This window comes from Arthrobacter sp. MYb213, assembly GCF_002979915.1.
In the GTDB taxonomy this organism is placed as follows: domain Bacteria; phylum Actinomycetota; class Actinomycetes; order Actinomycetales; family Micrococcaceae; genus Glutamicibacter.
In genome coordinates this window covers 786,619-804,580 of record NZ_PCQA01000001.1, presented here as the reverse complement: position 1 = coordinate 804,580, position 17,962 = coordinate 786,619, and the positions used below count along the sequence as shown (strand labels likewise).

General features: G+C 53.9%; 13 protein-coding genes and 1 pseudogene. 7 read left to right on the top strand and 7 right to left on the bottom strand.

The genetic code is table 11. The features are described from left to right. Window positions 1–28 precede the first annotated feature (28 nt). A complete protein-coding gene (gene idi / locus CQ011_RS03720; RefSeq protein WP_105674715.1) occupies window positions 29–547 on the top strand; it encodes an isopentenyl-diphosphate Delta-isomerase in 519 nt (172 codons plus the stop codon). 132 nt (window positions 548–679) lie between these two features. Next, window positions 680–1,831: a N(5)-(carboxyethyl)ornithine synthase gene (locus tag CQ011_RS03715; RefSeq protein ID WP_105674713.1), complete on the top strand. Its 1,152-nt coding sequence runs from the start codon at window positions 680–682 to the stop codon at window positions 1,829–1,831. A gap of 79 nt (window positions 1,832–1,910) precedes the next feature. Here CQ011_RS03715 and CQ011_RS03710 read toward each other — a convergent pair whose 3' ends face one another. The 3 genes and pseudogenes from CQ011_RS03710 to CQ011_RS03700 all read right to left on the bottom strand — a co-directional run bounded on the left by CQ011_RS03710 (window position 1,911) and on the right by CQ011_RS03700 (window position 5,592). Next, window positions 1,911–2,411, bottom strand: coding sequence for a Crp/Fnr family transcriptional regulator (locus CQ011_RS03710; RefSeq protein ID WP_105674711.1), 501 nt, complete (start codon window positions 2,409–2,411; stop codon window positions 1,911–1,913). A 129-nt stretch (window positions 2,412–2,540) separates the two neighbouring features. After that, window positions 2,541–2,777 (bottom strand): annotated as a pseudogene (locus tag CQ011_RS03705) (heavy-metal-associated domain-containing protein). Window positions 2,778–2,943: 166 nt separating this feature from the next. Next, the gene (locus CQ011_RS03700; RefSeq protein ID WP_105674709.1) at window positions 2,944–5,592 is read right to left on the bottom strand and encodes a helix-turn-helix transcriptional regulator; all 2,649 of its coding nucleotides are present in this window, start codon (window positions 5,590–5,592) and stop codon (window positions 2,944–2,946) included. A gap of 787 nt (window positions 5,593–6,379) precedes the next feature. Between CQ011_RS03700 and CQ011_RS03695 the strand changes: the two genes are divergently transcribed. Further along, window positions 6,380–7,741, top strand: coding sequence for a nucleotide sugar dehydrogenase (locus tag CQ011_RS03695; protein WP_181147975.1), 1,362 nt, complete (start codon window positions 6,380–6,382; stop codon window positions 7,739–7,741). A 118-nt stretch (window positions 7,742–7,859) separates the two neighbouring features. Here CQ011_RS03695 and CQ011_RS03690 read toward each other — a convergent pair whose 3' ends face one another. Continuing rightward, window positions 7,860–8,321: a hypothetical protein gene (locus tag CQ011_RS03690; protein WP_105674705.1), complete on the bottom strand. Its 462-nt coding sequence runs from the start codon at window positions 8,319–8,321 to the stop codon at window positions 7,860–7,862. A gap of 117 nt (window positions 8,322–8,438) precedes the next feature. Here CQ011_RS03690 and ilvD point away from each other — a divergent pair, with 117 nt between their 5' ends. The 4 genes from ilvD (at window position 8,439) to ilvC (ending at window position 13,930) form a co-directional block, all read left to right on the top strand. Next, window positions 8,439–10,142: a dihydroxy-acid dehydratase gene (ilvD, locus tag CQ011_RS03685; RefSeq protein ID WP_105674703.1), complete on the top strand. Its 1,704-nt coding sequence runs from the start codon at window positions 8,439–8,441 to the stop codon at window positions 10,140–10,142. A 286-nt stretch (window positions 10,143–10,428) separates the two neighbouring features. Continuing rightward, window positions 10,429–12,312, top strand: a complete 1,884-nt coding sequence (locus CQ011_RS03680; protein WP_105674701.1) for an acetolactate synthase large subunit — start codon at window positions 10,429–10,431, stop codon at window positions 12,310–12,312. 3 nt (window positions 12,313–12,315) lie between these two features. Then, complete coding sequence (gene ilvN, locus CQ011_RS03675; protein ID WP_096288635.1) at window positions 12,316–12,834, top strand: acetolactate synthase small subunit; 519 nt, start codon at window positions 12,316–12,318, stop codon at window positions 12,832–12,834. A 73-nt stretch (window positions 12,835–12,907) separates the two neighbouring features. Continuing rightward, on the top strand, window positions 12,908–13,930 hold the full coding sequence (gene ilvC, locus CQ011_RS03670) for a ketol-acid reductoisomerase (RefSeq protein ID WP_105675045.1): 1,023 nt from the start codon (window positions 12,908–12,910) through the stop codon (window positions 13,928–13,930). Between the two features lie 119 nt (window positions 13,931–14,049). Here ilvC and CQ011_RS03665 read toward each other — a convergent pair whose 3' ends face one another. The 3 genes from CQ011_RS03665 to CQ011_RS03650 all read right to left on the bottom strand — a co-directional run bounded on the left by CQ011_RS03665 (window position 14,050) and on the right by CQ011_RS03650 (window position 17,938). Next, window positions 14,050–14,655, bottom strand: a complete 606-nt coding sequence (locus tag CQ011_RS03665; protein ID WP_286161074.1) for a sunset domain-containing protein — start codon at window positions 14,653–14,655, stop codon at window positions 14,050–14,052. An 834-nt stretch (window positions 14,656–15,489) separates the two neighbouring features. Continuing rightward, window positions 15,490–16,392, bottom strand: a complete 903-nt coding sequence (locus CQ011_RS03655) for a class C sortase (protein ID WP_105674695.1) — start codon at window positions 16,390–16,392, stop codon at window positions 15,490–15,492. Between the two features lie 121 nt (window positions 16,393–16,513). Then, on the bottom strand, window positions 16,514–17,938 hold the full coding sequence (locus CQ011_RS03650; protein ID WP_105674693.1) for a SpaH/EbpB family LPXTG-anchored major pilin: 1,425 nt from the start codon (window positions 17,936–17,938) through the stop codon (window positions 16,514–16,516). Window positions 17,939–17,962 lie beyond the last annotated feature (24 nt).

The window sequence follows — 17,962 nt, the reverse complement described above, 5'->3', positions numbered from 1 at the left end:
ACAATCAAGCTAAGGAAGTGCTCACTTCATGGACGTCATCTTGCTTTCCGAGGACGGCGAACCAATTGGCGCATGTCCCAAGGAATTGGTGCATACCGAAAACACCGCGTTACATCAGGCGTTTTCCTGCTATCTCTTTAATACTCAAGGACAATTGCTGGTCACCCGACGGGCACTGTCGAAGCTCACCTGGCCAGGAGTCTGGACCAACTCCTTCTGCGGCCACCCCATGCCCGGCGAACCAATAGAAGAAGCGGTACGCCGCCACGCAGCACATGAACTAGGCGCACGGATCATCGATCCGAGCGTAGTCCTACCGGACTTTGCCTACCGTGCCGTGGATGCCTCGGGAATCGTGGAAAACGAACGTTGTCCAGTCTTCGTTGCAACGCTGGATAATGAACTGACGGCTAATCCGGATGAAGTCATGGATTATCAGTGGGTGGAGGTGCAGAACCTCGAAGCCTCGGTGGCACAAACCCCTTGGGCATTTAGCCCATGGGTAGTAGAACAACTCGCGCAGTTCTCACCACAGCCCACAGTGTAAGTTCGCGTTTTTCTCTCCACCCCAACAGCTCAAGTACGTCGCTATAAGTCTGGCGTTTGGTACGGCACTGTACCGTGAGCTGTATGGGGTGGTCTATTGTGGCCTGCTCCACAAAGAAAGAGAAAACAACGCATGAATTCGACAAATGACCTGTCACTGGGTGTCATTGCAACTTCACAGAAGACCGATGAACGGCGTTTACCGATCCACCCGATGCACTTTGAGCGCATCGAGGAGCGCTTTCGCAAACGAATGATGGTTGAAACCGGTTACGGGCTCCCATGCGGCATCGATGACGAACAACTCGCACCGTTGGTAGGCAAAATTGCCTCACGAAGCGAAATCATGAAAACCGCAGATATCGTGTTGCTACCTAAGCCGCAACATGGCGACCTCGAAGAAATGCGTGAAGGTCAGATCCTTTTGGGCTGGCCACACTGCGTACAGGATCAAGAACTCACCCAGCTGGCGGTAGATAAGAAACTGACGCTCATCGCCTTCGAAGCGATGAATCACTGGGGTGCCGACGGAAGCTTTGGACTTCACGTATTCCACAAGAACAACGAGCTAGCCGGATATGCTTCGGTGCTTCATTCCATGCAACTATGTGGGGTGACCGGAGACTACGGACGCCGGCTATCCGCGGTGGTCATTGGTTTCGGCGCGACCGCCCGCGGTGCGGTAACCGCCTTGCGCGCGCACGGTGTAAATGAAATCAAGGTACTCACCTCGCGCGCCGTGGCGGCCGTGGCATCACCCATTCACGCGGTGGACATGGTGCAGTTCGAACACGATGACGGTCCCAACCTGGGCGAAGTGACCACCGATACCGGCAAGGTGCCATTGGCTCCGTTCCTGGCCGAACACGACATGGTCATCAACTGCACCCTGCAAGATCCCAATGCACCACTGATGTATCTAAGTACCGAAGAACTGGGTGCCTTTGCCCCAGGAAGCCTGATCGTTGATGTCTCTTGTGATGAAGGGATGGGCTTCGAATGGGCTAAGCCGACCACCTTTGCTGATCCAATGTTCAGCGTGGGAAAGAACATCAACTATTACGCGGTGGACCACTCGCCCTCATACCTGTGGAACTCGGCCAGCTGGGAAATCAGCGACGGATTGTTGCCGTTCCTCGACGTGGTGCTCGCCGGGCCGCAGGCCTGGAGCGAGAACAAGACCCTTAAGCGCGCCATTGAAATTCAGGACGGCATCATCAAGAATCCGGCCATCTTGGAATTTCAGCACCGTGATGCGAACTATCCACACCAGTTGCCAGCTTAAGAACTCTTGCGCCTGTGAATAGCTGAAATCTGAGGCTGTTTTCTGCGTACCGACCACTACTGGTTGGTACGCAGAAGTTTTATAGCGCGCTGCTCAGTTCGCTTAACGCATCAATATCAAGCAACGTGATTCGGTTTTCTCGTCCTTGAACGATGACCCGGGCCTCACTCAGCGAACGTAACTGACGACTAATCGACTCTCGAATGGTGTCCAACTGCGAGGCTATGTCTTTCTTTGCTAACGGAAGTACTACTCCCAACACGTGCTGGGTAGTCGTCACCGCTGGAAGTGAAGGTAAATAATCTGCCAGGCGGGAACTGCCATCTGCGGAAAAGATCGTAGCCAAACGAGATTCTGTTTCGCCCAAGCGGCGGCTGACATCTTGAAGCATGCGCAACCCGATACTTGCATGACGTTGTACCACCTCGGCTAAACGATCCATCTGGGGGACTAGCTCCACGATGGCGCCGGCGAGCATCAGTGCGTTGGACAAGGTAAATGCATGTCCTGCCTGGTGGGAGTACTCGGTGGCCGCAAACCACCCGCGTGGATGTGAGCGTGGCGTACCACTGCCCGGCATACAGGTACTGAACACGGAAGGAGAGAAGAATTAGCAGGCCAGAAACCACCGGAATAAACTAGTTTCCGCACCTGAACTTGCCAAGCGCTTTCACGAGCCCGCCGGCCTTTGTGAATTATCGATAGGGGATTAGAAGGCCGAGACCTGGGACTTATATCCTGCATTGCCCACTGCGGCAACGAGTTGTTCAACTGAGGTTTGGGCTGGGTCTTGGTCTACTTCAACGCGTCCCGAGGTCAAGTGCACCTGAACTTTTTCAACGCGATCGAGCCGGCCAACCTACTTCTCGATTTTGGATACGCACGAGGGGCAGGAGAAGCCTTCGGCACGGAGCAGTGTGTGGGTATTTGCAGTTGTCTCAGACATGGTGAAACCTTTCGCTCAATACAGAGAAGGAGCAATAGTTGGAATGGTTTACAACTATTGCTCCTGAGCGTATCCACGAGCCGAAATATTCTCCTTGACGTTGATCAAGTGCGCACTTCGCGCAAGTTCTTGCTTGCAAAGTTTCAACTGCCAACGAGGTTGCGAGCTAGTTCGAGGGTGAGGCAAAATGCGCCGAGAGCTGTTGTCGATTACGTGTACCGGTTTTGCGGAATAGTCGTGTCAGCCTAGCCTCCACGGCACTAACCGTGATGAACAATTCTTCGGCGATTTCCTTATTAGTCATGCCTTTTCGAACCATAGCGACAACCTGAGCCTCGTCGGTGGAGAGCATCTTGAAATAAGTGTCTTCCGGGGTGCTAGCGGTAAAGTTTGAGAGTTGAGATTCGACCCTTTGCGCCCAGCCTAAGGCACCAATATTTCGATAGATGGTGCGCGCAACGGAAAGTTGTTCAACGCTCTGCTCTTGCCGGCCAGCGGTTTGCAACCGGGTTCCAAAGCAGTGGTGGATTCTAGCGAGCTCAAGTTGGCCGTCGGAGGGTTGCCACATGTCGAGTAGTGCTTGGAAACGAACGAAAGAAATATCGCCGGGCAATGCGATTGCTTGAGCACGAAGCATCAACATCTTTGCATGCCGGCTCGAAATTCTAGCCATCAAAGATTGAATAGCCCTGAACTCATTGGCGGCTTCTTGGACACGATGTGCACAGGAAAGAGCCTCGATGAGATTCACACAGGTTTCGACGTAATGGATACTGACAATCTCGCCATATGCCAGTTGCGTCTGCTGAAAGTACGTGATGGCTTCATCAAACCGGGCGCTCATCAGCGCTTGTAACCCTTGAAGCTCGGTGACGAGAGTGGAATAAATTGAGGGCAGCTGATCTATCACGAAGGGGCGCAAGGCATCTAGAACTGGGCCAGCCTTATCGGCACGGTCCTTCATGATCCAATACCAGGCGTTGATGATACTTGGGAGCGGACGCATCAAGTCGACACTGGAAGAGGCATTCCAGCGTTCTACCGCTCTTAAAGCGCGCGGGACATCATGGGCAGTGATAGCAAACTGGGCTTCGTAGAGTAGCCCTAAGGATTGGTAAACGACCTCGGTATTCGCCCCATCCAGCAGCGGTAAGAGTACAGTGCGCGCTTGTTCATGGTAGCCAAGCGTCGAGAGCGCCGAGGCGACAGTCAGGGATGTGATGCCATTAACATCGGCTGTTTTTCTCTGGATCACCGACTGGTAACTGGACATCACCGAGGCTTGATTTCCGGTATACGAGTCATGGACTACTTGGGCGTGTTGGAAACGTAGACTTGGTGCGGTTTTAGCTTCGGAAAACAATCTTCGGGCATGTTGCAAATCTGTGTGTGCTTCATCAAGCTTTCCATCGAGGCACAGGGCAAGGGCGCTCACGCTCATCAGATTTGCGCTGAGTGCGAGGTTATTTACATGATGCTCTTCAACCGCACTTTGGATACTGGACGTGGGGATGATGGAACCTTCAAGAACGCGAAGTTCTACCTCATGGTTTAGCAACCGGAGCTTCTCGTCGGGTGTCAAAGTGAAACTACCCGCATACTTGAGATAGCGCCAAGCGATGCCCAGCTGTCCACTGCGTATAAGTTGCTGCACGAACAGCAGTAGTTCTGGCACTGGGTGCTCAGTACCGAGTCGAGATAAGGCCCATTCGACGATTTCAATAGCTGTATGAATTAGACCGGCGACAACCAAGCTGATGGAGCCACGAATAAGTTGGCACGAAGGGATCTGCGAATCGTCAACTCGGCTTTGGTGATAGAGCTTAAGCTCGATTGAGTTAGCGGCTTCGGAAATCAGCTGATGCATCTGGCGGCGTTGCAAAGAACCGATACTCCAGAATAAATGGCTACGTATCGGGGTATTTGGAAGGTTTAGAAACTCTTGACGAAATGTCACGATACCGGCGTTCACCAACTCACGGAGATCGTGCTCGGTGACTTCAGGAAGTTTCAAGGCCACGTCGTACGGAAGTACCGGGCTAATCGTGATGTATCTCAGCGCAGTCATCTGAGTTGGAGTAAAGCACTCCTCCAAGGCGCGCAGCGTGGATGAAGACTCGTTTCGCGGATGGTAGGGAAGTGTTAACGGCTCCTGATTCGACTTTTGTGCCTCCGACAAAGACCGAACATGCTCTAATAACGTCCCAGGGTTTCCGGGAGCAAAATAAACCAAGATTTCTGCGACGCACTCTTGGAGCCCAGCGGTACTTTCTGCTGTAGCTATCTGCTTCAGGGAGAGCGAATCCATGAGCTCTAAATGAAAGCGTTGGAAGACATCGAAAGCCTCGGGCGACGCTGACGAATTGATGGTGGCGATAAAACTTACGCGGTTACCCTGCAAACGACTTGCAAGAAATCCAAGTATCCGTTGACTATCTGGATCCATGAGATCTAAATCGTCTACGAGGAATACGGTGTCCGGTTCAATTTTCTCGGTGAGCTCTTGAAGCAGAGCCTTCGCGATCCGATAACGGTCCACCTCGGAATCTGTGGAGTCAGGGATGAGTCCGGAGATCTCTGGTGATAGCTTCAGCGGGATAGCCGAAATAAATGACAATAATCCTGACAAAGGCCAGGCCGAATCGTGTTTGCTTGAACGTATAAACCTGTGGGTTTGTCCCTCGAGTCGCAAACCGATCTGTTCGAGGACCCAGGATTTTCCCAAGCCGGGTCCACCAGAAACGATGGCAACTCTGTCGCGGTGTCCTTGGGTGAATTTTTCTAGCTTTTCAAGAAGTATTTGTCGGTTACGCATAGGGACGTTCCGACCAATGCCGATAGCGCCACGTCACGGAATACGGATTCAAATACAACAATTCTGGTACTCCCCAAAGTACATAGATCAGGTCCAAAAGTGATGAACCTTTGCGAGTGTAGGTGACGCTCCCCAGCGATACCTAGTCGGTCATTTTATGACTAACTAGTCTAACAATACGACGTAGCGGCGAATACGAAGAAAGAATCCCGTATTGTTTCGGAAACTATTCATGGATTCCATTAATACCTAAGAAGAAATTCCAGCAAAGAATAGACTTCGTAAACATTCTCGTGACTAGTGGGAGCGCATCGCAAGAAGCCACGGACACGCTAGGAGTGACGACCACGTAAAGAACAACTGCAGCCGTAACGACAGTATTTGGCGATGTTCTACAGCGCTCAGAATATAATTTTTCTGCACTCGTGCCGGAAGGGACCTGTACTTTGGGAAAGCTTTGTCCATCATCAAATGACGCCAGTTCGCAAGATAATATTCCAAATGGTCTCCAGCTGCCTGCACTTGATGTGGGGTTAACCCCACACTTCTGACTTCCTGTTGGGGTTTTCTGTAGTCTCAACCCTGCGCACTAGCTAACCAGCGGCCCACAGGGTGAAACTAATTGTCAGGACAGGCCAGCAATTATTTTTGGCTCAGCATGAATGCACTGTGCACTTTTTGGGGGAGTGCAGAGAAGAATCTGTGCCGACGCTTGGCCTGTCCTAATCAAAGTAGCGTCACCGTAGTATTCTGGACGGTATCTTGGAGACTTCTTGGGGGAATCATCATGACTGTACGGAATATTTTGGGAATACCCGGACTGCCAGGCATAGCCGGTACCGGAGCCTTGGCGCATAAACTAGTTCTCGAGCATCCGCACGGAGACAATAAATTTGAGTATGACCTCGCCGTGGTCGGTCTGGGACCGGTTGGATTACGGACCCTTCAAAAGCATTGCATCTACAAAGATCGGATGCTCGGTTTTGATGTCTCTGAGTCCCGACTTGCAGAGGTCGCCAGTGGGTCTACGAGCTTGACTTTGCTCGAAAACAAGCGGATCGCTCACGCAATGGACACACACCTGCTGAAGCTGTCCGCCAACCAGGCACAGCTTTCAAAAGCAGCAGTGGTCATTATCTGCGTACCTACAGAATTAATTGAAAATGATGCCCCAGACTATTTACCTCTGCGCCATGCCTGCAACCTCGTGGTGAACGCGGCGTCACCAGGCCAGCTCATCGTGTTAACCACGACAACATATGCCGGTGGTACGCGCGAACTGATTGTGGAGCCTTTGCGCAAACGTTCCTTGGAGCCAGGCATCGATATTCAGGTGGCCTTCAGTCCAGAACGAGCTGACACGGTCTTACCTCATCCGATTAATATTCATGCGCCACGACTAGTCGGTGGTTACACCAACTTGTGCCGGGAAGCCGCAGTGAAATTTTTTGGACGTGGAGTAGTAAAAGTACAACGTACTAATGGCCTTGAAGCCGCCGAGATGACCAAGCTCTTCGAAACGGCCTACCGTGCGGTGAATACCGCGCTGGCTAACGAATTTGCGCAAGCCTGCTCGGCGCACGACATTTCCATCGCAGAGGTACTGGATTCGGCCAATCTTAATCCTGATGACGCTTTGGGCTTCACTGCAGGCTCGGGCACAGGTGGTTACGAGCTACCCTTTGACCCGCATCATTTGCTCAGCCAATCAGAGACCTATGATGTCGAGTTTCCTGTGCTTGAAGCGGCGATGGCCTCCAATAAACGGCGTCCGTCGCTGGTAGTGGAACGTTGCGCGCGTGTGCTCGCGGATTTGGGCAAAGAGCTCTCCGCCTCAAAAGTGTTGGTCATCGGCTTGTCCAATCACACCGACACCGCGGACCTATTTGGCTCGCCAGCGCTAGCAGTCATGGATTTGTTGCTGAGATCAGGGGCCGACGTTGGATTCCATGATCATCACTTTGCTGGACCCATAATTCTGGGGGAGTTCCATGTGTCGGGATATCCGAACCCGCGTGACTTCGGTGCAGATCTGATCTTTGTACATACGGTGCACACCCGACTAGACCTGTCATGGATCAGCAACCTCGACACGGTGATTGATGGGACCTACCGGGCCAAGGGATTACTAAACTCCGTGTCACTTTAGCTCGGTTTGGTCCAAGCGAAGCTTTGACGGTGCGGTGAACTCCGTCTGAAGACCGATGTGGCGCAACGACTATAGGTCGTTGCGCCACATCGCTGTTTGCAGTCAAAAAGAAAGTCGTTTAAACGAAGCTTTCGGTACCCTCGATGGTATTCATGAAGTGATCCATGAAATCCGCGAAATCTCGCGCATCAATTTCTTGATCAATGACCGCGCCAACGCTGACCGCATCATCAACATGTACGTCAATGCTTGGGGTGCCCGGGATAGCGAAACGGAATACGCGTCCGGTGGACGTAGCAACTTCATAACCACCATCGTTGAGCAGCGCCAGCTGATTCACGTTGGTGTTGTTAATGGTGATGGCCGCTTCTGAGGCTGAAAGATTGGTTGAAGAAACCGGTGCGAGGACTAGTTCCGCTGGCTGACGTCGATATCCAATGACCTTCAAGCCTCCCGATCCGGCGATGCCGGTACCTGCCACCAAGTTATAGCTGGCGAAGTTTGGGATCTGTGAGTCAAAGGCCTCGTGGAGGAGGCGCTTGACGTGGTCGGTAGGATTTTCGTCTGGGCGTGGGTCCATAACTTCCACTCTACCGACTTTGATGGACAAATTGATCAGTCTCCTCGCATAGCGAAATATGTCATTGTCGCGTCATGGGTTGTCCAATTGGTCATATTGACTACTAGAATCTCAAATATGAGCCAGGATACAGCCCCAGATATCAAACCACGTTCACGTGTGGTCACCGATGGTATCCACGCTGCCCCAGCACGCGGCATGTTGCGTGCGGTCGGCATGGGAGACGATGACTTCGCTAAACCGCAAATTGGCATTGCCAGTTCGTGGAATGAAATTACCCCTTGTAACCTTTCGCTGAACCGCTTGGCGCAAGGCGCCAAAGAAGGTGTTCATGCTGGGGGAGGGTTCCCCATGCAGTTCGGAACCATCTCGGTCTCCGATGGTATTTCCATGGGCCATGAGGGAATGCACTTCTCGCTGGTTTCCCGCGAAGTCATTGCCGACTCGGTAGAAACCGTCGTGATGGCCGAGCGCCTCGACGGTTCGGTCCTGCTAGCTGGCTGTGACAAGTCGCTACCGGGCATGCTGATGGCCGCAGCCCGACTCAATCTTTCCTCGGTATTCCTTTACGCCGGTTCCATCATGCCCGGCTGGGTCAAGCTAGAAGATGGCACCGAAAAAGATGTCACCCTGATTGACGCCTTCGAAGCGGTGGGTGCTTGCGCCGCCGGCAAGATGAGCGAAGAAGACTTAGGCCGTATTGAACGTGCCATCTGCCCGGGCGAAGGGGCCTGCGGTGGCATGTACACAGCCAACACCATGGCATCCATTGGCGAGGCGCTGGGCATGTCCCTGCCTGGCTCGGCTGCCCCACCATCCCCGGACCGCCGCCGCGACATGTTCGCGCACAAGTCCGGCGAGGCCGTCGTGGAGATGCTGCGTAAGGGTATCCGTGCCCGCGACATCATGACTAAAAAAGCTTTTGAAAACGCCATTGCCGTGATGATGGCCTTTGGTGGTTCCACCAATGCGGTGCTCCACCTGCTGGCCATTGCCCGCGAAGCCGAAGTTGAACTGAGCCTGTCAGACTTCAACCGCATTGGTGACAAGGTTCCGCACCTAGCGGACCTGAAGCCATTTGGCCGCTACGTGATGAATGACTTGGACCGTATCGGCGGTGTTCCGGTGGTCATGAAGGCACTGCTAGATGCTGGACTGTTGCACGGGGACTGCATGACCGTCACCGGCAAGACGATGGCAGAAAACTTGGCGCATATTGCTCCACCAGATCCAGACGGCAAGATCCTTCGCGCCGTGGACAATCCGATCCACAAGACCGGCGGTGTGACCGTGCTGCATGGTTCGCTGGCGCCGGAAGGCGCTGTGGTGAAGTCCGCGGGCTTTGATGCTGACGTTTTTGAGGGTACCGCCCGCGTGTTTGAACGCGAGCAGGGTGCACTGGCGGCATTGGATGCTGGCGAAATTCATGCAGGGGACGTCGTGGTCATCCGCTACGAAGGGCCAAAGGGTGGACCAGGGATGCGCGAAATGCTTGCCATTACCGGTGCCATCAAGGGCGCGGGACTTGGCAAGGATGTGTTGCTACTGACCGATGGTCGCTTCTCCGGAGGAACCACCGGTTTATGTATTGGACACGTCGCTCCGGAAGCCGTTGACGGTGGGCCAATCGCCTTCGTCAAGGATGGGGATAAGATCCGCGTGGATATTGACGCGCGTAGCTTTGACCTACTGGTTGATCCTGCCGAGCTGGAAGCTCGCAAGGTTGGCTGGGAACCACTACCGGCTAAATTCTCCACCGGCGTGCTCGGCAAGTACGTCAAACTAGTCAACTCGGCGTCAACCGGCGCCTACTGTGGCTAAGAAGAACTTGTAAAAGTCATTGGTTGGACGCCAACGCGTCCAACCAATGGACATTCATCTCATATAATGAGATGACAGGGGTCTCCAGTTGCTCTTTCCCTCCGGGTGGAGAAAACTAGAGATATGCAAACAACCATCGAGGTTCTACTAGTTATCAGGCGCGAAGCCTGAAACGTTGTCCACTAGGACAGAACGTCGGTAACGCGCCAGCCCCCTTTCGTCAACAGTGACGGCCGCGGGGCGTTTTTTATGCGCTAACGAAGAGATAGAAAAGGAAAGGGTCCCGATGAGCAACTCAACACCAGCCAATCCGGCCTCGGTTGCGAAATCAATCAATCGATCAAAGGATGCCGCCACCGCTGTCTCTTCCGTCGTGGAAGCTTCGAACCCGGTACAGGGTCCGAATAATATCGTCGCTCCCACAAAGATGACGGGGTCACAAGCCATCGTCCGCTCGTTGGAAGAACTAGGCGTCAAGGACGTCTTCGGATTACCAGGTGGGGCCATCCTTCCTACCTATGATCCACTAATGGATTCGACCAAAATTAATCACGTTTTGGTTCGCCATGAACAGGGTGCAGGCCACGCCGCACAGGGTTACGCCATGGTTTCCGGTGAAGTGGGCGTTTGTATTGCCACCTCCGGTCCGGGTGCAACCAACCTCGTCACCGCGCTAGCAGATGCCAACATGGACTCGGTTCCAATGGTGGCAATTACCGGCCAGGTACACAGCGCATTTATTGGCTCGGACGCGTTCCAAGAAGCGGACATTGTTGGCATCACGATGCCAATTACCAAGCACGCTTTTTTGGTGACAAATCCAGAAGAAATTCCACGAGTTATGGCAAGTGCCTTCTACCTCGCACAGACCGGACGTCCCGGTCCGGTGCTGGTAGATATCACCAAGGATGCCCAGCAGGGGGACATGACGTTCTCTTGGCCACCGAAGGTGGACATCCCCGGTTACCGTGTGGTGACCAAGGGGCATAACAAGCAGCTGCGTGAAGCCGCCAAGCTGATCGCTAGCGCAAACCGTCCGGTGCTCTACGTGGGTGGTGGCGTGATCAAGGCCAACGCGCATGAGGAGCTGAAGGCTTTTGCCGAGTTCATCAACGCCCCGGTGGTCACTACTCTGACCGCACGCGGTGCGTTCCCGGATAGTCACGAGCAGCACGTCGGCATGCCTGGCATGCACGGCGCGGTGTCCGCGGTAACTGCCTTACAGCAATCAGACCTGCTGATTACTCTGGGCGCACGTTTTGATGACCGCGTCACCGGAGTACTTCCATCCTTCGCCCCTAACGCGAAGGTGATTCACGCCGATATTGACCCGGCCGAAATTTCAAAGAACCGCACTGCGGATGTGCCCATAGTTGGTTCGCTGGATGAAATCATCCCGCAGCTACAAGAAGCCTGCGCTACGCGTTTTGAAACCGACAAGCCACAGGATCTCACCGGCTGGTGGGCACTGCTCAACCGTCTGCGTGATACCTACCCGATTGGTTACACCGAAACTCATGATGGGCTTTCGGCTCCACAGAACGTGATTGAACGGATCGGCGCACTGACCGGTCCAGAGGCGGTCTATGTCGCCGGCGTGGGCCAGCACCAGATGTGGGCGGCGCAGTTCGTGAAGTATGAGCGTCCGCGCTCATGGCTGAACTCCGCAGGCCTTGGCACCATGGGCTACTCGGTACCTGCAGCAATGGGCGCCAAGGTAGCCCAGCCAGACCGTGTGGTGTGGGCGATTGATGGAGACGGTTGCTTCCAGATGACCAACCAAGAGTTGGCCACTTGCGTCATCAACCAGATCCCTATCAAGGTTGCCATCATCAACAACTCCTCGCTGGGCATGGTTCGCCAGTGGCAGACGCTGTTCTACAACTCGCGCTACTCCAACACCGATTTGAACACCGGTCACGGAACCGCACGAGTGCCTGACTTCGTGAAGCTGGCAGATGCCTACGGTTGTGTGGGCCTGCGGTGTGAACGCGACGAGGACATCGACGCGACCATCCAAAAGGCCTTGGAAATCAATGATCGTCCGGTAGTGATTGACTTCGTGGTCTCCGCTGATTCCATGGTGTGGCCAATGGTCCCATCAGGAGTGAGCAATGATCAGATTCAAATCGCTAAGGGTATGACCCCAGTCTGGGAAGAGGAAGACTAGAACATGGCAAAGCATACGCTGTCGGTACTTGTCGAAGACGTTCCCGGCGTACTCACCCGAGTAGCCAGCCTCTTCGCCCGCCGCGCATTCAACATTCATTCGCTCGCGGTGGGTCCCACCGAAATTGAGGGAATTAGCCGCATGACCGTGGTGGTTGACGCCGAAGGGGATTCCCTGGAGCAGGTCACCAAGCAGCTGAACAAGCTGATCAACGTCATCAAGATCGTGGAGTTGCTACCGGAAACCTCGGTGCAACGCGATCACATCATGGTCAAGGTCCGTGCAGACGCAGCAACGCGCCTGCAGGTGACTCAGGCCGCCGAGCTCTTCCGTGCCTCCGTCATCGACGTGGCGCAGGATTCACTGGTCATCGAAGCTACCGGTAACGCCGGAAAGATCGATGCACTGCTGGCGGTCCTTGAACCATTTGGCATCCGCGAGATTGTCCAGGCCGGTACCTTGGCCGTGGGACGCGGAGCTAAATCGATGAGCGACAGGGCACTGAAAACCCTTTCCGCCTAAGCACTACCAAATACACTTTTAACAACACACTTCTTTGTCGAAGAAAACCTAAGGAGAAATCACAGTGGCTGATATGTACTACGAAGACGACGCCGATCTTTCAATCATCCAGGGCAAGAAAGTCGCAGTCATTGGCTATGGCTCCCAGGGTCACGCACACGCACTGAGCCTGCGCGACTCCGGCGTAGAGGTCATCGTTGGCCTGGCCGAGGGCTCGAAATCCCGCGCCAAGGCAGAAGCCGAAGGCCTGAAGGTCGCCACCGTGGCAGAAGCCGCCAAGTGGGCAGATGTCATCATGATCCTGACCCCGGACCAGGTCCAGGCTCAGGTTTACGCAGAGTCGATCTCCGAGCACCTCGAAGAGGGCAACGCCCTGTTCTTCGGTCACGGCTTCAACATCCGCTTCGGCTTCATCAAGCCACCAGCAAACGTTGACGTGGCACTGGTTGCTCCGAAGGCTCCGGGTCACACCGTGCGCCGCGAATTCGAAGCAGGCCGTGGTATTCCTGACCTGATCGCCGTGGAGCAGAACTTCACCGGTGGCGCCAAGGATCTGGCACTGTCTTACGCAGCAGGCATCGGTGGCACCCGCGCCGGCGTCATCGAGACCACCTTCACCGAAGAGACCGAAACCGACCTGTTCGGTGAGCAGGCAGTTCTTTGTGGCGGTACCTCGCAGCTCGTACAGTACGGCTTCGAAGTTCTGACCGAAGCTGGCTACAAGCCAGAAATTGCTTACTTCGAGGTACTCCACGAGCTGAAGCTGATTGTTGACCTGATGTGGGAAGGTGGCATCGCCAAGCAGCGTTGGTCCATCTCCGACACCGCTGAGTACGGCGACTACGTCTCCGGCCCACGCGTGATCACCCCAGAGGTGAAGGAAAACATGAAGGCTGTACTGGCTGATATCCAGTCCGGTGCTTTTGCTACTCGCTTCATGGAAGACCAGAAGGCTGGAGCTCCAGAGTTCAAGGCTCTGCGCAAGAAGGGTGAAGAGCACCCAATTGAGACCACCGGTCGCGAGCTACGCTCGCTGTTCTCCTGGATCTCTGATTCTTCCTCGGATGACTACGTAGATGGTTCGGTAGCGCGCTAAGCTCCGCGTTACACACGTAATCACCAACAAATAAAATGAACTCGGCTACTTCCTTTTGGGGAAGTAGCCGAGTTTATTTTTGTGTCATGCGCCGAGTGATACGGGCTTCATAAGAAGTGTTAGATCTTTGACGCGCGGTAGCCGGCCTTGCGAGCATCCGAAGCGGTCTTGAAGCATTCTTCTGGCTTGGTGATGTTGTAGAAGCGCTGATCCTTCACGTGGTACTTCCACTCATTCTTGCTACCGGTACGGTTTCCCTTCACCGGGTAGCCAGCAGGACAATTCTTGACCTTGCCGTTCATCTTCACCGACTTCTTCGTGACGGCTTTCTTGACCAGCAAGGTCTGAGTCTTCTTCACCGTCGAGGTTTTACCCTTGAGCTGGTATTTGACCGAGGTGGTGACCTTGTACGTGCCAGCTGCAAGCTTGACCGACTTCTTGTTCTTGGCCACTGACTTCTTGCCCTTAGTCACGCTCAAGAGCGCGGACTTGATTTTTACGTTCTTCGCCTTGGAGTAGCTAGGCTTAATGGTTGCTTTCGCCGAACCCTTGACCGTTTTGGTCCCGATCTTCTTGATTGAGACGGCCGGCGTTTTCTTAGCGGCGGAGACACTAATGGTCGGAATAGCAGACGGCTGCGAAGCGGCAGTAGCCGCGCTGATACCTGAGAAGGCGAGTGCGCCGGTCGCGATGAGAGCAAGCGCGCGCTGAGCGAGTTTATTCAATTTTTCCCCAATGAATTTTCGGTCCGAGTACGGGACTCCGTGGTCCCAAAATCTGATTATAGTATGAGATTCAAGCGGAAAGTACGAGCATCGTATTAATTCGACTATGAGTCAGAGAGCCCATGAGATTAGTGCTATCGCTCCGCTACTGATGGTAGAGAAGAAAGCAAACTTTGTTCGAGTCACCATGCTTTTGAGGTCGTTATGGATCTGGCCTGATGCCTACGCAGTCCGTTTCAGCAAGTGCAGAAGGCTGGAGTTCTTCAGGTCACGGTGTTTCGCGATAAGGAATTATTTCAGGAGCACGGCTCAAGTAAAGGCTTTATTCGGGTTTCCACTCCCCAGATGACCGGTGGGAATTGGAATCGGACCAAGTGGCTTATGGTCCACATTGGATTTGTTGTCTTCCCTGTATCTTTCGATAACGGATTCATTCACCTCGTTTAACAAGATAAGGTCCGCGTTTTCTTGGACGAGGGAATTTTGGTGCACCATCAGATTTGAAATATACCCAAATTGACTCTTCGCTCCAATGCTAGATTCGAGCATGAAAACTGCTTGGGAGGTCGTGATTAGTATGACGGTCAAGAGAATGCCTAGTAATCTTCGTCGGACAGATCGAGCATTGCTAGTTTTAGCAGGTTGTTCCCACATGCATCGTCTGATCAACCACTTGAGCTCTCAAAAAACAGTAATCGAGTCAATACTTATACTGTCTGGCGCAACGAGCAAAGCCTGTCGCCTGCGTAGTGACGAGCTAGGCAGTGCGCTACTCATCGAAATACCATTTGCTTGGATTCATCAGCACCGCTGAGGAATCTGTAACTCTCTCGCTCAGGCCCGAGTCTTTCGCGGGCGGCCCGCAACGTAGACCCACAGGCTGAGCACTAGCAGTGTTGCGCCGAGCCAAACGCTCCACCACGGGAAACCCGGGATCTCGGGTACTGAGCCGAGCGCATCAATATCTGCTTGGGGAGTGGGGTGTACTCGTTCGCCGGTGACCAACATTCGGTGCGTATTGATCCCTAGGGGAGTACAGGTGACCAAAGTGGCGAGGTCTTTATCAAACTGGGGAGTCAATGCCTTAGTCTCATCCGGTTCAACCGTTTGAGTTTCGGTGACTCGGTACGTCATTACCTGGTTAAAAACCTCGATACTAAAGGTATCGCCGATTTCTACCTTAGGCAGATCATTGAAGAGGTTTGCTTCGGGTAGCCCACGGTGCGCGGTCAGCACGGTGTGCCTCGACTGTCCACCTACGGGAAGTGCAGTGCCCTGTAGATGACCCACCCCTTTTTCTAGCGTCTCAGCGTCGGTGCCATGATAGATGGGCAGATCAATATCAACCGAAGGCACACGCAGCCGGCCAATGAGCCCTTCACTGTTGACATTCAGCAATGAGTTGTATTCGGTATCGACTTTGACTGCGCCGTCACTGGTTGGGACGTTGCTTCCCGGAGCCAACAGTCCGCCGCCGACCAACTCGCGATTATAGTCATGGGCTCGCTGAAGTTCATCGGCAATTTGTGTTCCACCCTCGTGGGTAACTTCCGAGGAGATCTCATTGATGATCTTGGATTGGTTGTACTGGGCGAACCAGCTGGCCACATGTGGATAGAGAAGCATGCCGGTACCAGCCAGGAAGACGATGGAAATGAGCAGAGTTGAGACAGGCACACGCCAGCGCTGAGGCCGTGATGCGGGAGGCTCAAGCGTGGAACTGAGGGTAGAACTCATGATGTTTACCTATGATGTCTCAGGGTAGTTGAACTTGCTAAAAGAAAATGGTGGGAGAGCCAAGCAATGCTTAGTTCTCCCACCATTCTCATTACCGTTGCGGCGTCAAACGGAATGCGGGCTAGCTCTGCATCCGTGAACGACGACGCTTCACGAGTACTGCACCACCGGCAGCGGCCATCAGGCCAATACCAGCCATGGTGAACAGCACCGTTCCCGAAGCACCGGTTAGGGGGAGGTCCGGTCCCTCAGGTTTGTGGTTGGTGATCGTATTGATCTCGATCTGGCCGGCGGTCACCGTGAGCTTATCTGACCACGGGTCGGCTGGAAGCACGTACCCTACTGGAGCCTTAATTTCCTTGACCCAGTAGTCTTCTGTCGTATCAGTGGTAATACCTAGGTGTAGTTCCCAGGTAACTTTTCCATCAACGGTGGTACCCGTAGCAATAACCGGGCCGGAAGCAGTGCCATCGGCATTAGGTGCCGTGCCGTAGAGCTCAAACTCTGCGCCATCAAGCAACCCACCATCGGTGCTTTCACTCTTCTTGACCAGCTGTAGGGTGCCCAAGTTGGTGTTGGTCGAATCCTCATCGGGAGTGCCGTTGATGGTCACGGTCGCGGTGTTCTCGACCTTGCCATTAGCCGGGATCTCAATAACCTCGGTCTTCAGCACGGCGATCACGTTGGTCGCACCGGCAGCATCAAGCTTGGCTAGCCCGGCTGCGGTAAAGGTGATCGTGGCGTTGTCTGCCGAGATAGTGTAGTCAGTGGTTGGAACCAAAGCTGCGGTTCCAATCGAGACCGACTCCCAAGAAATGAACTTCAGGTTGGCAGTCATGTTGTCGGTCAAGGTGAACGACTTGTACGGCAGAGCCGCATCAGGCACGGCAGTTGTTAGGGTCCAAGTGACTTCGTCACCTAGGAGCAACGCAGTGTCGTCTACGGTCTTGGTCAGTTCAATTGTGTCCAAAACGTTCTTTGGATAAACCTGAACTGCGTAGTTCCATGACCCATCAGCGTTTGGATATGGAATGCTCACGAAGAACGGTGCCACAGCGTTTTTGATCAGGTTGTCACCGGAATCGGTTTCCGTGACCAGGTAAAGTCCCAGATTCAGATCGCCGAAGGTTGCAGTACCCGAGGTTCCGGTGAGCTGTGTTGACTCTGTACCCAGAGTGTAACCGGTGGGAAGCGTTCCGCCGGCGGCGTCCGTCGGTAGAGCTTCAGCTAGTTCCCACCCTTCTGCCGTGCTTAGATCAATCGCGTTTCCGCCGTGAAGCACTGGCTGCAGCGTAAACTCAACGCCGACCAGACCTTTGCCCGCGCCCGGATCGGGATCAAGCAGGGTGCCGTCACCGGGTAAGCCCGTAGCTGCGGAAGATTTATGAACCGTGATACTTCCCTTAGTACCCTTGACGATGTCGGTGACCACCGGACTTGTGACCTCATCGGCGGATGCGGCGCTCACCCCAATGAGCCCCATCCCAACAAGTGCCATGGCACTTGCTCCGGCAATCAATTTGCCGAGTCTGCGTTGCGTGAACACGTTTACTCCTTATATGCGAGTGGT

Excerpts from the sequence above, each read along its gene's own strand:
- idi (WP_105674715.1), top strand. The coding sequence starts at position 29 with ATGGACGTCATCTTGCTTTCCGAGGACGGCGAACCAATTGGCGCATGT.
- CQ011_RS03715 (WP_105674713.1), top strand. The coding sequence starts at position 680 with ATGAATTCGACAAATGACCTGTCACTGGGTGTCATTGCAACTTCACAG.
- CQ011_RS03710 (WP_105674711.1), bottom strand. The coding sequence starts at position 2,411 with ATGCCGGGCAGTGGTACGCCACGCTCACATCCACGCGGGTGGTTTGCG.
- CQ011_RS03700 (WP_105674709.1), bottom strand. The coding sequence starts at position 5,592 with ATGCGTAACCGACAAATACTTCTTGAAAAGCTAGAAAAATTCACCCAA.
- CQ011_RS03695 (WP_181147975.1), top strand. The coding sequence starts at position 6,380 with ATGACTGTACGGAATATTTTGGGAATACCCGGACTGCCAGGCATAGCC.
- CQ011_RS03690 (WP_105674705.1), bottom strand. The coding sequence starts at position 8,321 with ATGGACCCACGCCCAGACGAAAATCCTACCGACCACGTCAAGCGCCTC.
- ilvD (WP_105674703.1), top strand. The coding sequence starts at position 8,439 with ATGAGCCAGGATACAGCCCCAGATATCAAACCACGTTCACGTGTGGTC.
- CQ011_RS03680 (WP_105674701.1), top strand. The coding sequence starts at position 10,429 with ATGAGCAACTCAACACCAGCCAATCCGGCCTCGGTTGCGAAATCAATC.
- ilvN (WP_096288635.1), top strand. The coding sequence starts at position 12,316 with ATGGCAAAGCATACGCTGTCGGTACTTGTCGAAGACGTTCCCGGCGTA.
- ilvC (WP_105675045.1), top strand. The coding sequence starts at position 12,908 with ATGTACTACGAAGACGACGCCGATCTTTCAATCATCCAGGGCAAGAAA.
- CQ011_RS03655 (WP_105674695.1), bottom strand. The coding sequence starts at position 16,392 with ATGAGTTCTACCCTCAGTTCCACGCTTGAGCCTCCCGCATCACGGCCT.